Source organism: Dysgonomonas termitidis, from assembly GCF_042654545.1.
Taxonomy (GTDB): Bacteria; Bacteroidota; Bacteroidia; order Bacteroidales; family Dysgonomonadaceae; genus Dysgonomonas; species Dysgonomonas termitidis.
In genome coordinates, this window is record NZ_JBHSGN010000052.1 from 1 (window position 1) to 14,439 (window position 14,439).

The following is a 14,439-nucleotide window of genomic DNA, read 5'->3' on the forward strand; positions in this document are numbered from 1 at the left end:
GATGGGTAAAATTGCCATCGCTTTTATTTATCTAATTTTTTAAATACTGATTCGCATTATTAATTAGCTCATATAAATCAGAGCATAGAAATGACCGGCGAGTTAAAAACTCACTAACATAAAGAAGTAATTTCTGATATTATTATAGAATGGGGATGCTATTCTTCGTAATTATATCGTACTGTCACTAATACAAAATTTCGTCCTCCAACATCGAAATGAAAGACAAATCTTGTATCAGTTTTCTGTATCTTATCAAAAAAACGACAATTGCTAGGTAAGATTTTCTCATTTTCTTTCTTTTCCGCATATTTTGTTGTAGATGACTTATCATTATCAAAAGCCGTAAATAATTCATTCAGCAGGCTTTCATTATCAGAGAATACAATTTTTGTCGTAGTTCGCTCTAATTGCCTGGTATCAGGATTATTCCTGTTTATAACGGTTGTCTCTACATCCTTCAGGCTTTCGCATTTTGCAACCCATTTCAATAAATTTGATTGTGCAGAAAGATTAACAGTCGTAAATACAAGTAGTAGAACGGGTAATAAATATTTAAATGATCTCATATTATCTGCTTTTTGAAATTAATGCGATATGTTATTATCTATATTAAATTATTTCTCTGATTCCAGTTCAATATTGTCTAATTCTTTCTCTCTTTGATATATTTCATTCAAAATTTCTCTTTCTATTTCTTCCGGATTATCTATGCTATATGTTTTGACGCCATTCACCACCATATAACTACCCTTGTATGGAGTTTCATTCTTAAGTAAAGGGTTGACTACTATTAATAACAGGATCGTGGCTGCAATCCCTGTAATATACAGCAATAATTTGTTTCCGGATTTCTTTTGTTTCCAGTCTTTTGAACCGGATAAATCAGTATTTAGTTTCTTGGAAATATCATTGCAAAAATAGCTAAACACCGGTTTATATTTTTTAAACTCTTCCGGGATATTAGATTGATCAAAGTAACAATACAATTCGTCCTCTTCACCTGATGTCGTCTCTCCATCGAAAAACTTTTTCAGTAACCGTTTTATATGTATATCTTTATTTTCCATAATTATGAACTTTGAAATACATTTCCTGAATTTTTTTTCTTGCCCTTGACAAGTTCATTCGTATAGCGGAAGGATCACTCCCTGTTATAGCAGCTATCTCATCTATTTCCAGCCCCTCAAGATGCTTCATTTTAAGAAGGGACTTTTGCATCGGTGGTAAATTATCTATTATTTGATTGATGATCTCTGCATCTTCCTTATATGATAATTCTTTTTCAAGAAAAAACATATCTTCCTTAAATACTGATATATCATTCAATTTACTTCGCAGTTTTCTCTGTCGAATTACATTTAAGCAAATGAATTTTGTCACTTGAATGGATAGGGCAGATATATTCGTGTGGCTGTCAAGTTTACACCTCATATCCCATAGCCTTAAAAAGGCTTCCTGAACAACATCGTCCGCGTCTTCTTTGTTCGAAAGCATATTGAAGGCATAATTTTTCAATTTTACCTTCAATGAAACGACTTGTTCTATAAACTGTTTTTTATCCATCTTATATTATTATATAACCTGAAATCATAAAACATAACATCGGAAATAAAAAACAGGAGCAAATATTTGTATTTTATGTTAAGCCTGTTGAATATATAATAGATTAAATAAATTATAATCTCTTTTTTTTCATCTTTATCAGGGCTACATTTTGTTTTTCCTTATCCAGCCGTTCTTCTATATCATAGGGAGTATATCCTAGTTTCGAATATAATAAGATTCCTTTTGTGTTGGTATTGAAACAAGAAATATACATTTCTCTGATATTATATTTCTCCAATGCGATAGATTCCATTGTTTCAATCATATATTTACCTATCCCTTTGTTTCGAAAATGAGAACTGACAATAACATTCCCAATCGAACAATAATTATTTTCTTTAACCTCGTAAAAGTTGGCAAAGCCTACAATTTCATAATCGAGCAAAATAACTGTTGAATCGGAGCGATTTGCCACAACTGCTTCTAGTTGTTCAACAGACAGTGGATAATAGTCTGCTTTGGGAAACATAAAGAATAGTTCCTCCTCATTTTGTGGGAGTTGGCAGACCTTTTCCAAATCACTTGTTTGAGCTGATCGAAAGGATAATTTAAAACTCATTTTTGATATACTCCTCTTTTAACATAGAATAATATAGGCGATCTATGTATTTTTCGTCCATATAGAAAAAATCTCGTAATGTTCCTTCGTAAGTAAAATTACATTTTCGAATAACTCCTTGAGATGCTGCATTCCCCTCTTTATGGCATACTTGTATCTTATGAAAATTCACTTTGTTAAAGCAAAAATCTAAAACACATTTTACCGCCTCTGTCGCATAACCTTTTCTGTGGAATTTACTGCCTAATGCATATTCAATCTCACAGAAATGATTCTTGTTATCAACCAAGAATATAGCAATTTGTCCAATACAAATTCCGGACTCTTTCTCAACGATAGCCCAACGGTAATAGTCTGTTCTTTGGTAAGAATCGATATACTTGTCTAGTAGCTCTTTCACCTCTTCTTTTGTCGTATATATAGGCTCTGAATATAGCGATTGAATTTCAGGATCACTGATCCAAAAACTTAACATATTATTGTCATCTGTATATTGGAACTGTCTTAGTATAAGTCTTTCCGTATTTATGGCTTGAGTTCCGCTGTGTTTTAGCATGTTGTTTATTTATTTTATAGTTATACCAATCATTATAATTGTTTTAGATGTATTATTCCAAACGGAGTGAAGCATGTTGCAATCTACAATAAAAGAATTATTCTCTGCTATTATCTGTATCTTAGTTTTGTTTTCAAACAATACTTTATTCTTTTCGTGCTTCAATATAAAGCATAGGAATTGTAAGCCTTAACTCTCCATGTTGATTGGCATATTCATTCAGTCTACGCTCGAAAACATCGAAAAAGGCCTGTTTGTGAGTATCTTCAAACATATTTCTCCATGCGTCAATGAAACCGATAATTATAAAGGGTTGATTAAGAAAGGCTGAGCCATTATAGTATCTCATTTGATATTCAGATTTTATTGTTCTTATTATTTTAAATCTGCTATTTTCAAATAGTTCTACTGAACTTTTCTCAGTTCCCCGATGGTTTATATGATTATCTAATCCCAAAAGATATTTTTCTAATTTTAGCTCAAACAGGGTTTCCCTGAATAAGTTATAGAATTCGTTGAAAGTACCTGTAAGATTTGTAGTCGCACAGAATATCCCTCCATGTTTCAAGGTACGATAACTTTCATTGATAACTTTCGAAGGGTTTTCAAAATTGTTTATTCCCAGATTTGAAGTTATTAAGTCGAAATAATCATCCGGAAAATTAATATTTTCAGCATTACCCTCGATAACCGATATATTATCAAGTTGCAACACGTCTATTTTACCTTGAGCTCTTTTTACGGCTTCGCCCCACGGGTCGATCCCTACAGCTTTACATTCACTCCCAATCCGGTTTGTGATCTCAATTAAAGGAAACCCTGTACCACAACCTATATCCAAATAATTTTGATAATTCTTAATCGGGAAATTATCTAATAGCATTACTCCGAAGGGAGATGCCCATAATCCTAACTCATCGCAAACATTTGTAATATCACGATTCAGATAATTCAATTCTTTATTTAAGTAGTTTTTCATCGTTATTTTCTGGTATTTATACAACTATGTTAAAACCCCATAGCTTTTTTTATTACTTCCATTTCTTTTTCAGAGGTCAGCATTTTTAATAATTCAAATGCGACATTAGGAGCTGTCTCCGGACAATAAGACGTGATAATATTACCATCAACTACAATTGATTCGTTCACAACAATAACTCCAAATTTTTCCAGCTCTTTTTGCCGATAACCGTTATCTAAGTGGTAAGTAGTTGCTTTCCTATTCTTAAGAATCCCACTTTTCCCTAAAGGCAATGCTCCGGTACATACTGTCGCAATAATTTTACCCTTTGTATTAAATTCCCTGATTAATTCTAAAAATCTTTCGTCATACACTTCTTCATAAAACCCAAATTCCCCAAACCCACCAGGTATTGCTAAAGCGTCATATTCGTCAACGTTTATCTCTCCAATGGTTTTGTCTACTAAAACAGGTACATTAAATGTGCTTATAACTTTTTCAGTAAAGCCACAAGTATCAACTAACAAATGATGTCCATAATCAACTCTGGCCCAACCAAAAATATCTATAAAAACAGAAAATTCCATAGTTTCAAATGCCTTTGCCAGAAATACTAATACTCTCTTATTTTGCATACTTCTCAAAATTATCAATTTATTTAAACCTATCAGTTTTGCTATTCTCAATTTAGAACTAGCTTCTTTCGGATTTGTATATAACGATTAAATTTTAGGATCGCAAATTCAATAAGCTATTATATCATTATCTATGGAATATTGAAATTGCCATAAAAGTATTTATGCTTTGAGTTCCAATATGCTGTAACATGCTTTATTATTGTGTAAATTGTTAAGATTCTAACATTTATTGATTTACAGTTCTTTTGAAAAACAAATACTTTTTTCCATATCCTTATATTGCCCATAATTTGGAACCTGAACATAATTGTTCTTTTTATATAACCTCACAGCATCGGGCAGCATATTCCCGGTCTCTAAAATACATTTCTTGAATCCTAATTGTTTTGCCCATGTTTCTAATTCTATCAACAACTTGGTTCCGACACTTTGCCCCCTTGCAGCTATGGATACAAACATTCTTTTTACTTCAACCGTATCAGTATCATATTCTCTGATTGCTCCACAACCAATTGCTATTCCACCAATGTATGCAATAATGACATGTTTTATAGTTTCAAGATTATTGTATTGTTTACATTCGGAATGAGCCTTCCGGTCGGCATTTGTCAAATGCTTTTCCAGTTCAATAACCAGTTTTAGAAAATCTTCGTTTTCGGAACCTGTCTGTCTAAATTCAATTATTTCTTTCATTATACTTTCGAATGAAATTCTCGTCGTTTAACATATTTGTCTTAGTTCAGGTTTATATATTCTTGTTTGAGTATTGAATAGTATAAACGATCAACATATTCGAATTTAAATAAGTTTTTCCGAATTTATGGCTTGAGTTCCACAGTATTTTAGCATACAGTTTATATTTATTTTAGGGATATACCAATCATTATAGTTGTTTCAGAAATATTATTCCATACAGAGTGTGGTTTAAAGCCTTCTACAATAAAAAAATCATTCTCCGCTATTATATGAATATTGTTATCAAACAATACTTTAGCCTCTCCTTTAACTACAATAAACAAGTGATCGTGTTCATGTGTATGTAACTCTGTTGGTCCACCTCCATTTGGTTCCAAATAAGCAATAGAGCCATTTATTATTTCACCACAATCCCCAAATAGCTTTTTAGAAAGAAAGTTGATGTGGTTGGGTGGTGTAATAAAGTCTGATAATTTATTCATACGGTTTCATTTTTACATTTTAAAACATATATCTGCTTTTCAGAGTTATCATCAAATATTTGTTCTTCAAATCCTCCAAACTTGTGAATAACTGTAAACCCAGCCCATTCTATATATGAATCTAATTCTTGAGGGAAAAACAATCTCATATCCAAATTTTGGATAGAATCAAATTCTCCGTCAATAAAATAATGCCATTCTATACGATTGATTTGAGTTTTTCTTTCGTATTGCATTGTTTGTTTTATCAATATTTCTCGTCCATCATCTGTTGTATATGTCGCAATCTCCTTCTGTTCTTTTTCTCCTTCTACGAGATATTGAATGTTCGGATTAAAGCAATCTAACAGGAATAGACCTCCTTCTTTGAGATGATTTTGAACAATACTAAACGTCTTAAATAAATCTTCATTGTGATATAAATGATGAATAGAATTGAAAGGGATAAAAATGAGGTCATATTTTTTCTTCAAGTCTAGAATTCTAATATCAGCCTCGATAAACTCAATTTTTAATCCTGCATTGGAGGCTTTTACTTTCGCTTGTCTGATCATAGAAGAAGTGTAATCTACCCCACTGATATCATATCCATCTTTTGCTATTGGAATAGTAAGTCTACCTGTACCACAACAGAGTTCAAGAATTTGGGTATCCTTGTTTTGAGGTAACCATCGCTTGTAAAATTGCAAATCATTTATGTGGGTATTCATACCATCATAAATATCGGTATCGTAAATTAAATCTCCAACTTGATAATTACTACTCATCTCTATTCGATTTCTCCATTATTATCATACATGCACTATCACATGTTCGGCATACTTCCCTATATCCCAACTTTGTATAAAGATATAATGTATTGGGAGTTATCTCTCCTGTAAATAGCAAATATCTTGAACAAGTAGTAAACTTTTTCTCGATTTCAACCATCAACGCTTTTCCTATACCTTTATTCTGATAATTGGGATGCACGATTAGTTTTCCTACATGGCAAACATTCTCCTTATCAACATAAGCTCTCACAGATCCAACAATCTCATGATCTTGTGCATATTTTAGAATGATACCCTTATTAAACTCCTGCAATAATTCATCATAAGTCTGAATCATTGGTTGGATTTCAGTATTATCCAATAAATTTGCAACAGGACAAAATGCTGTCTTTTGCAATTCTAATATATCCGGCAAATCGAATATTGTGGCTTTTGGTATATTCATATTTGTTGATTTGACTTCAGCCATTTATAGGATTTTTTTTGGAAAATACTTATTAACCATATCCACAACCTCATTTAACCACTTTTTCCGCTCCCGGTCTGCACTGCCTGCAATAACGCGGAACATTTTTCTATCGAATTTTGTTATTCCACAAAAATCAAAAATACAATCCTTCCAAATTCTATGAAGAGGATCTCCGAATACATTCTCCTCTCTTTCTTTAGGTGTATTAGATGTGTTGAAAACCAACCCTATTTTAGCTTTCAGAAGTCCGATAGGCAAACCTCCTCCATTGTCTCCCTCAGGGAATGTATAAGCGATATTTTCACGAAGGACTCTATCTATCCAACCTTTTAAAATAGCGGGAGGTTGTCCCCACCAGTTCGGATGAATAATAATAATTCCATCCGTTTCTTTTATTTCTTTCCAATGCTGAATAATTAAGGGATCTTCCGATTTATCGGAAATGAGTTCTTCGGGAGTTATTACCGGTTCAAATCTTTCCCCATACAAATCGTGGAAATAAATAAAATGACCATTACCTTTTAGCGTTTGCGTAACTTTACTCGCTATTGCATGGTTAAAACTCTCATTGTAAGGATGTGCCAATATGACTGATATTTTCATATATTCTTTATAATTTTACCTATGTTTATTTTATATCCTGCTTTGTAAATACAAACTATTTATTCCTTTCTTTCCAGATTTTCATCTCTTCTGTCACAAAATAATCAATCATATTCCGGTATATTGTTGCTATAAGCTCTGGAGATATGTTATGTTTCTGTGCCAGTTCTCTTTTAGAGGCAATGACTTGTTCTACCCTTTGTTTATCCTGCACAGCCTGTTCCGACTTCTTGAATTTAGAAGCTTCTCTGACATATTCAGCTCTTTTTGCAATAAGGGCTACAATCAATTCATCCGTCAGATCTATACCGGAACGTACTTCTTCAAGACTCTCGCATCCGGAAACTACACCACCTTCATTCAAATTTTTTTTAATATTTCGACAGGCGTATAGGTTCGCTTTGCTGTAGCTTCAAGATTTTGCCCCTCTTCTTCATAAATACGGTGAAAGAACACATGCATTGCTTCTCCGACTTCAATCAAATGTCTGTCATAATCGTAGAACCGTACCGTTCGCTGACCCCATATCTCTGTATTGATTTCATGTAAAAATTCTGCCTCACTTTGTTTCAACCTATGATATATCTGTTCCAAACATTCCGTTTCGAAGCATAATTCGAAGCGGCTGATAGTGTTTACATCATAAATATTATCATCGCCCAATGTCTTGGAAATTATATTTTCCTCAGAAATTTGCCAAAGAGCAAATCCCTCTTTGAATATAATATTTTGTTCACCAAAGTCGGCTGTAACTGTCAGTCCCAATACCTTTTCGTAAAAATAACGGGAACTTTTTGCGTTTTTTACAAAGAGAACCGGAGTGCATTTCTTCAAATCCATATTTTATATTCTTAATATTTCTATAACAAAATCAAAGTTGTTGTCTAAAGCGTATTTACAACCCTCTTATACCCAATTCTCATAAGATTGCTAAGTTAACCCTGTTTTATTATATTATATTTTAATTAGTAAAAAGTTTATAATGCCATATAATAAATTTTTTAGAAACAATTGATATTAAGCGTAGAATATGAATATGTTTAACTTGATTTTTAAGTAAGAATTTACATTTTGGCGCGAAATATATTATGGATTATATTATATCATTTGGCGGTTTAAATACTACAACATCGGTTATTAAATCTCACTTCTATAGCAAATAATTATCCGTATATTCTTCAGGCAAGCTATTGCAGCGGTTTTCCGGCTTTGCAAGGTCTGCCATTCGGCGTTTAAGTGAAAATCTCCACTCCTTACGGACTGTATTTTCCCTTAAAACCTTGCCACGCCGTACCCCTGCAAGCTTAATCGCCTGAAAATAAACGGATACCTGTGTCTCAGGGGATTCGAAGTATTAATAAAAAATAATAGTATATGAGTGAAGTATTGACAACTCCTGCCGAAACCGGACAACTCAGTCAGATCAGGACCATTCTGGGAGTATATTTCCCGAAAGTAAACTTTAATTGTAGTACTGACTATAAGGATGATTATTGTTGTATCCTTATCGGTTATACAGATGGGATATCCCTGACCAGGGTTAAAAATGCAGTAAAGGGATTTAACCTTCCTCCCGATCCTCAGATTCAAAAAAGAGGAGTAAAAGTAATTGTCGAACGGAAAATGAGTCAGCGGATAAAGAACCTTATCCAGGGAGAGATCAAAACCGTATTTGCAATGGATCATTTGCCAAAGGAAGACGATTGGTTCGAACCTATAAAGGGCCCTGTCCGGGTTTATATGAATAAAATATTTAATATGCGCGATTTTGAATAACACTAATATGATATAGGATATGGAAAAAGAATATCACATGCTGAAATCCAAAGAAGATGTTATCAGCGAAAAAATGAAATCCCTGATAGAAAGAGCTATTAAGGAAAATAACGGGCGCATCACTTTCACAAAAGAGGATGACGACGACGATTATCCTTTGACAACCATCCTTTCGGGACGAAAGGATATCTATTTCATTTCCATTACGGATGTCTATCTGGATAATGGCGGACTTATTTATGCTGATGGAATAGATGATGATACCGGCTGTCGCAAAATCGAATTCAAGATTGATCCGGATCAGTATTCCGATATACTCTACTTTATCGCATATGTCCTGGGCTGGACAGGCAATCGACAAGAATCACAAAATATGAAGGATGCGATTAATTCCAATATCATGGAAATGGCATGTAATTTGGCTGAGAAAGAAATGGTGGACGGCTATGGAAAGCTTCCTGAATACTTTGCAAACTCAAACGGAGAATATACAGACTTTTATCAAGACGTATTTAATCCGCTTTATGATAAATACTATAACCGCATTGCTGATTTAGCAGATTTTAAACTCCGGTATCTTTGAAATATCATATTGAAAATGAATGCAAACTACCTGAATTACGTACTGAGATGGATAGCCTGTATGAAGCGTATAAAAAAGAGAATGGGAAAGAGCCGTTATATGCTATAGTCTGGCTTGAAAATAGAATCTGTTATGACCTGCAATGGCCGGCGACGGTTAAACTGGTGCAGGAAGTGGATGAAAAAGAAGATGAGCAGATCTATATGAATTTTGACGGGTATGCAGACCTGAAAAAATGGTTATATTCCACCTTGGAAGAAGACAGTGACAGCGAAGATATCTGGCGTTACGAGAATACGGAGTACCGGATTGAGTTTATGGATAGATTATTGATAGATGATTAAAAAAATGAATATATGAAATTGGATGATATTCAGATATTCCTATTGCCTCTTTGCGGTTTTTCTTATGAAGAATCGCAAAACTTTTCTTTGGCAGAACTTAACAGGTTGTGGAAAAAGGGAAAGATAACCAAATATAAACTCTCAGGCTTTCTGCAGGATGTTAATGATGATATTCTCGTAGATAATACCAATAACTGGATAGTGATACATGGATTGTCTGAAGTTATGGCTGAACCAGTAGTTCAGCCCGGCAGATAAAGTAAATAAACTGATTACAAATTATATATAGGTAAACTGAGAGGAAATTTCCCGGGTTCATTTATAGACAAATAGTATAAACAATGAATAATCAACACATAAGTATAAAGGTAGGTGATATCGTAAAAGCCAATTATGGCTCGGTCGTTTTTGCATTCGCCAATACAATCACGGGAAAGAGTGAACATCTTAATATCCCTCCTTACGCTATTGTTACAGAAGTAAGAGCAAAGGAAAAGCCGGATACACAAAATATTCAGGTAAAAATAATCTTCGATGCAACATCCTTTGCCGATTATAAAGAAGAAGAGCTGGAGGTAATTTGTTCTACCGGACTGAAAAATAATACACGTAAACCTACACTTAGGCAAGTTCAGAAAGAATATGAAACAAGTGAAGTGGTAATGGGAGAGATGTTAGCCTCTGTCCCGGCTGATGGTTTATCTGTTGAAGAGGCGTTTTACTTGTATCTGAAAGCTATGAATTGGGCGGAAGGTAATATCTTTTTTCGAAAATACGATGATGAGAGAATGGAAGAAATAGAGATAATACCGGAAGTATAGATTTATCATGAACGGAAATTAAAAACCCCATGCTTAACTTAAGTATGGGGTTCCGTTTTAATATAGTTTTTATAAAACATATTTACTCAACGATGATATTCCCTGATACAATTTCATATTAACCTGTCTCACCATCCGGAAATATTATGCATTCATTCAAATCTGATTATTGTACAGTCAGCAGGGAACGCTGGCTTATGGAATTTCTTGATAAAATAGATCTGGATGCATTACTAAAACAGATTGACGAAACAAAGAAATACCGGCAGGCACATCCCGGCTGGGAGAGGCCTGTCGTGATGTATGGCATCCGTAAAAAACATAAGTGTATAAAAAAAGAAGAAATAGCTGTTGTAATCGACCTGATGCCATGGCAGGATAGGGCACGTATGGCAGAAACTCATTGGTATAATATAATTTATAAGCGCCCGGCAACAGATTTGGAATGGGAGGAAATGAAACAGAAGAATCCCATTAGAAGATATTGGATATGGTCCTATTTTATAAAAAAAGAATGGACGATAGATCGCATCATATCCCATATCGCACGGGATGACTCTGAAGAATACGGAATCGATACCCAAAAACTTATTGAAGCCTTTGAGAATCATTACGGACGAAAAATCTGTGTTAACAGACGATTAAGCCCCATTTTATTAAAACTGTACTGATGGATGTCAAATATATTTCATCCATAAGCTTTGGTAAAGATTCGCTCTGTCAGACATTGATGCTGATAGAAAAGCAATATCCATTGGATGAAGTGGTATTTTATAATACCGGCATGGAGTTTCAGGCATTGTATGACACACGAGATAAAATGCTTCCAATACTGCAAGCCAACGGAATTAAATATACCGAACTGTATCCGGAAACACCTTTCCTGTATTCGATGTTGGAAAGACCTGTGCGAAAACGGGAAACAGGGCTAATCCACCAATACGGATACTCATGGTGTGGCGGCACTTGCCGCTGGGGTACCAGCGAAAAGTTACGTGTCCTCCGCAAGTATATTAAGGATTCGATGTATTATGTTGGCTTGGCTGCCGATGAACAGTTCCGATTCGAAAAAGAATGGCGTCCTAACCGAATACTTCCTTTAGCCGATTGGGGGATAACGGAAGCCGAAGCCCTTGCTTATTGTTATGAAAAAGGTTTTGACTGGAGGGAAAACGGTATCGCCCTATACTCAATACTTGATAGAGTCAGTTGTTGGTCTTGTGGGAATAAAAACCTGAAAGAATTATATAATATCTATCTGTATCTGCCTGATTATTGGGAAAAATTAAAAGATTTGCAATCTAAAACGAACCGCCCTTACAGACGTAAATGTGGCGAAACCATCTTCGATCTGGAAAAGCGGTTTCAAAAACGAGCTGCTTCTGAAACTTCGTCTCCACCAAATGCCTCATTCATATCATTAAACTGATAAACTATTTGATCTGTCTATAAAACAACTGTTTTATTCTTAGTTAGTTATAATAATCCTGATGCTTCTTTTATTGCATAAAAAGATATAATACTACCAATAATAAGGTCTTTAAGTTGGAAAATAATAACGATTAGTATATTACCAGGCAGGAATTATACCTGAATATATTGCTACCGATAAATTGAATACATCCACAAAGAAATGGGATATTATGAGATATATAATATTTTTACACTTTTGATAAAACCACATCCACATTATTCCCATTACAGTGGTTGAAATTACGGTAACAACTGTAACTATTGGTATATTGAACCAAAAATGCCAAAATAAATAATGAGAGAAGCCAAAGAGAATAGCAGAATATAGTATAATAAATATACGGTTGAATGGAATATGGGCAAGAAGCCCTCTCCAAAAAGTCTCTTCAAATATCGGATTGATAACTGAAAAAATAAGAATGTAAATCATATATTCAAAAGGGACTAAACCTATTTTTAATATAGATACATTCAGCGGAATTAATGCAGGAAAAATTACACCAGCCAAAATCCAGGAAACTTTCGGAATCGGTTTAAATGAAAAATTGAAAATATCCTTGAATGAAACTAAGTTAATTTTCTTTGCAATAAAAAACATTAATAGAATTGTAAGATAATAGCCAATAAATGATGGAAGCCATGATATTTGAGGCTCAATTTTTTTTGTGCAAATTTCAACAATTATTTTAGTTATTATTAAAACCAGAATAGGAGATAAAACTAAAAAATATTTTAAAATTGGATCTTTCTTCATTTCAGCTGTATTCATATCAATATGTTGAATTTGATTTTCTTTACATTTTGTTTATTCCTTAAATACGAAGAAATATATTAACTATTTTGGGTATACTATTAAGTACAAGATATCTATTTAGAATTTCCATGCAGTTATTTATGCAAGGAACCTATTATCGAAATACTTTATTTGAATTATATTTAAATGTAACCTTACATAACTTTCAACTCAGCATAATAGTTAAGGCTTCATTTTTCATGCTTCGCAAAAACGAAGCCTTAACTATTATATTAATTAATTTATTAAAGAAAGCGAAATATGAATGATGGATATTATCGGATTCTTTTTGTCTTATAAGACGAAGATTTATTTCATGGACATTCCTTTTAGCAGAGACAGGAATGAAAATACAGAAGGTTATATATATTTTTGATAAATAAGAGAAATAACCAATTTATTATTAAATCAAATTTTATAAAATACAATCAAATGATAAGTTTGAGAATTGCTGGTAAAATGCATTTATACAAAAAATGAAAGTTATATAGGGGATATTATTATTCTCAAAACTGCCAAGTCTGGTACAGAGCTAAAGCATACTTTATCAGTAGATATTTAAATAACCGAAATTATACAAACAAGCTATTAAAACCATGAATCTTCCTTGTTATTAACAACCGGGGATATGTATTATACAATCGGGGATATACTGATCCTGAAAACTTCAGGTTCTGGTATTACGCCGGTTAACATTAACAAAAAACAGTTACATTGAAAATAGGAATAATAAAACTGGAATATCATCCATGACACAAATCATTTATACTGATAAAATAATTAAAGGATATAATCACAAATAAAAGCCTATATTATAACAGTTTCATATTATTTTACGTTTTGGCACATTAAATATTTTACATTAAAATAATTTTTGTTTTTCAATTAACCTCAATTTTGTGTCGGTTTTAGAACTTATATGAATAATCAATATTGAAGACAAAATCCTTATTTTTTAAAACTTTACAATTATTGGATATGACAATTAAGAATTTCCTTCATTTTATCTTTGTATTTACTATTTTTTCTATTAGCCCCGTAAATTTACAGGCTCAGGTAACAATTGGTTCCGGTATACCTCCCTCTATGGGAGCTTTGCTGGATTTAAAAGAATATGATTCAGCCAACGGTGAATCAAATTCAACAAAAGGCCTGCTGCTTCCTCGTGTCAACCTTACTGATTGGAGAAGTTTATACCCGATGTTCTCTACTGATCCTGATTATATAAATAATATGGGAGATAAAAAAGTTCCTATGTTTAAAATCGGAAGCGATGGCTGAGTAGAAAAAATAAGCTATATGTT

At 33.2% G+C, this 14,439-nt stretch carries 23 protein-coding genes; 8 read left to right on the forward strand and 15 right to left on the reverse strand.

Going from position 1 to position 14,439, the window contains the following annotated elements; translation table 11 throughout:
* Positions 1 to 158 precede the first annotated feature (158 nt).
* The 14 genes from ACFO6W_RS06365 to ACFO6W_RS06430 all read right to left on the reverse strand — a co-directional run bounded on the left by ACFO6W_RS06365 (position 159) and on the right by ACFO6W_RS06430 (position 8,185).
* A complete protein-coding gene (locus tag ACFO6W_RS06365) occupies positions 159 to 569 on the reverse strand; it encodes a DUF5024 domain-containing protein (RefSeq protein ID WP_379994561.1) in 411 nt (136 codons plus the stop codon).
* A gap of 48 nt (positions 570 to 617) precedes the next feature.
* Complete coding sequence (locus ACFO6W_RS06370; protein ID WP_379994562.1) at positions 618 to 1,070, reverse strand: hypothetical protein; 453 nt, start codon at positions 1,068 to 1,070, stop codon at positions 618 to 620.
* A complete protein-coding gene (locus ACFO6W_RS06375; RefSeq protein WP_379994564.1) occupies positions 1,060 to 1,566 on the reverse strand; it encodes an RNA polymerase sigma factor in 507 nt (168 codons plus the stop codon). The genes ACFO6W_RS06370 and ACFO6W_RS06375 overlap by 11 nt, the downstream gene beginning before the upstream one ends.
* Positions 1,567 to 1,678: 112 nt before the next feature.
* Complete coding sequence (locus ACFO6W_RS06380; protein WP_379994565.1) at positions 1,679 to 2,167, reverse strand: GNAT family N-acetyltransferase; 489 nt, start codon at positions 2,165 to 2,167, stop codon at positions 1,679 to 1,681.
* Positions 2,157 to 2,723: a GNAT family N-acetyltransferase gene (locus ACFO6W_RS06385; protein ID WP_379994566.1), complete on the reverse strand. Its 567-nt coding sequence runs from the start codon at positions 2,721 to 2,723 to the stop codon at positions 2,157 to 2,159. Before ACFO6W_RS06385 ends, ACFO6W_RS06380 begins: the two co-directional genes overlap by 11 nt.
* A gap of 145 nt (positions 2,724 to 2,868) precedes the next feature.
* Positions 2,869 to 3,702 carry a class I SAM-dependent methyltransferase gene (locus tag ACFO6W_RS06390; RefSeq protein WP_379994567.1) on the reverse strand — a complete coding sequence of 278 codons (834 nt, stop codon included), beginning with the start codon at positions 3,700 to 3,702 and terminating at the stop codon, positions 2,869 to 2,871.
* Between the two features lie 29 nt (positions 3,703 to 3,731).
* Positions 3,732 to 4,319, reverse strand: a complete 588-nt coding sequence (locus ACFO6W_RS06395) for a DJ-1/PfpI family protein (protein ID WP_379994568.1) — start codon at positions 4,317 to 4,319, stop codon at positions 3,732 to 3,734.
* A gap of 237 nt (positions 4,320 to 4,556) precedes the next feature.
* Positions 4,557 to 5,015: a GNAT family N-acetyltransferase gene (locus ACFO6W_RS06400; protein WP_379994569.1), complete on the reverse strand. Its 459-nt coding sequence runs from the start codon at positions 5,013 to 5,015 to the stop codon at positions 4,557 to 4,559.
* A 167-nt stretch (positions 5,016 to 5,182) separates the two neighbouring features.
* Positions 5,183 to 5,500, reverse strand: a complete 318-nt coding sequence (locus ACFO6W_RS06405; protein ID WP_379994570.1) for a cupin domain-containing protein — start codon at positions 5,498 to 5,500, stop codon at positions 5,183 to 5,185.
* Positions 5,497 to 6,267, reverse strand: coding sequence for a class I SAM-dependent methyltransferase (locus ACFO6W_RS06410; protein ID WP_379994571.1), 771 nt, complete (start codon positions 6,265 to 6,267; stop codon positions 5,497 to 5,499). The genes ACFO6W_RS06405 and ACFO6W_RS06410 overlap by 4 nt, the downstream gene beginning before the upstream one ends.
* The gene (locus ACFO6W_RS06415) at positions 6,260 to 6,742 is read right to left on the reverse strand and encodes a GNAT family N-acetyltransferase (RefSeq protein WP_379994572.1); all 483 of its coding nucleotides are present in this window, start codon (positions 6,740 to 6,742) and stop codon (positions 6,260 to 6,262) included. The genes ACFO6W_RS06410 and ACFO6W_RS06415 overlap by 8 nt, the downstream gene beginning before the upstream one ends.
* Complete coding sequence (locus ACFO6W_RS06420; RefSeq protein ID WP_379994573.1) at positions 6,743 to 7,345, reverse strand: NAD(P)H-dependent oxidoreductase; 603 nt, start codon at positions 7,343 to 7,345, stop codon at positions 6,743 to 6,745.
* Between the two features lie 55 nt (positions 7,346 to 7,400).
* On the reverse strand, positions 7,401 to 7,709 hold the full coding sequence (locus tag ACFO6W_RS06425; protein ID WP_379994574.1) for a chorismate mutase: 309 nt from the start codon (positions 7,707 to 7,709) through the stop codon (positions 7,401 to 7,403).
* Entirely contained in the window at positions 7,706 to 8,185 is a 480-nt protein-coding gene (locus ACFO6W_RS06430; protein ID WP_379994575.1) for a VOC family protein, read from the reverse strand. The genes ACFO6W_RS06425 and ACFO6W_RS06430 overlap by 4 nt, the downstream gene beginning before the upstream one ends.
* Before the next feature lie 534 nt (positions 8,186 to 8,719).
* Between ACFO6W_RS06430 and ACFO6W_RS06435 the strand changes: the two genes are divergently transcribed.
* From ACFO6W_RS06435 to ACFO6W_RS06465, 7 genes are all read left to right on the forward strand, one after another.
* Positions 8,720 to 9,121, forward strand: coding sequence for a hypothetical protein (locus ACFO6W_RS06435; RefSeq protein WP_379994576.1), 402 nt, complete (start codon positions 8,720 to 8,722; stop codon positions 9,119 to 9,121).
* Between the two features lie 19 nt (positions 9,122 to 9,140).
* On the forward strand, positions 9,141 to 9,704 hold the full coding sequence (locus ACFO6W_RS06440; protein WP_379994577.1) for a hypothetical protein: 564 nt from the start codon (positions 9,141 to 9,143) through the stop codon (positions 9,702 to 9,704).
* Positions 9,701 to 10,048, forward strand: coding sequence for a hypothetical protein (locus ACFO6W_RS06445; protein ID WP_379994578.1), 348 nt, complete (start codon positions 9,701 to 9,703; stop codon positions 10,046 to 10,048). Before ACFO6W_RS06440 ends, ACFO6W_RS06445 begins: the two co-directional genes overlap by 4 nt.
* A 12-nt stretch (positions 10,049 to 10,060) precedes the next feature.
* Positions 10,061 to 10,306 (forward strand): hypothetical protein, encoded by a 246-nt coding sequence (locus ACFO6W_RS06450; protein ID WP_379994579.1) that lies wholly within the window; start codon positions 10,061 to 10,063, stop codon positions 10,304 to 10,306.
* Positions 10,307 to 10,389: 83 nt separating this feature from the next.
* Positions 10,390 to 10,869 (forward strand): hypothetical protein, encoded by a 480-nt coding sequence (locus tag ACFO6W_RS06455; RefSeq protein WP_379994580.1) that lies wholly within the window; start codon positions 10,390 to 10,392, stop codon positions 10,867 to 10,869.
* 146 nt (positions 10,870 to 11,015) lie between these two features.
* Positions 11,016 to 11,540 (forward strand): hypothetical protein, encoded by a 525-nt coding sequence (locus ACFO6W_RS06460; protein ID WP_379994581.1) that lies wholly within the window; start codon positions 11,016 to 11,018, stop codon positions 11,538 to 11,540.
* Complete coding sequence (locus tag ACFO6W_RS06465) at positions 11,540 to 12,298, forward strand: phosphoadenosine phosphosulfate reductase domain-containing protein (RefSeq protein WP_379994582.1); 759 nt, start codon at positions 11,540 to 11,542, stop codon at positions 12,296 to 12,298. Before ACFO6W_RS06460 ends, ACFO6W_RS06465 begins: the two co-directional genes overlap by 1 nt.
* A gap of 141 nt (positions 12,299 to 12,439) precedes the next feature.
* Here the strand turns inward: ACFO6W_RS06465 and ACFO6W_RS06470 are convergent, their stop codons facing one another.
* Positions 12,440 to 13,111, reverse strand: a complete 672-nt coding sequence (locus ACFO6W_RS06470) for a CPBP family intramembrane glutamic endopeptidase (RefSeq protein WP_379994583.1) — start codon at positions 13,109 to 13,111, stop codon at positions 12,440 to 12,442.
* Between the two features lie 1,002 nt (positions 13,112 to 14,113).
* Between ACFO6W_RS06470 and ACFO6W_RS06475 the strand changes: the two genes are divergently transcribed.
* Entirely contained in the window at positions 14,114 to 14,416 is a 303-nt protein-coding gene (locus tag ACFO6W_RS06475) for a hypothetical protein (protein WP_379994584.1), read from the forward strand.
* The last annotated feature ends 23 nt before the right edge of the window (positions 14,417 to 14,439 follow it).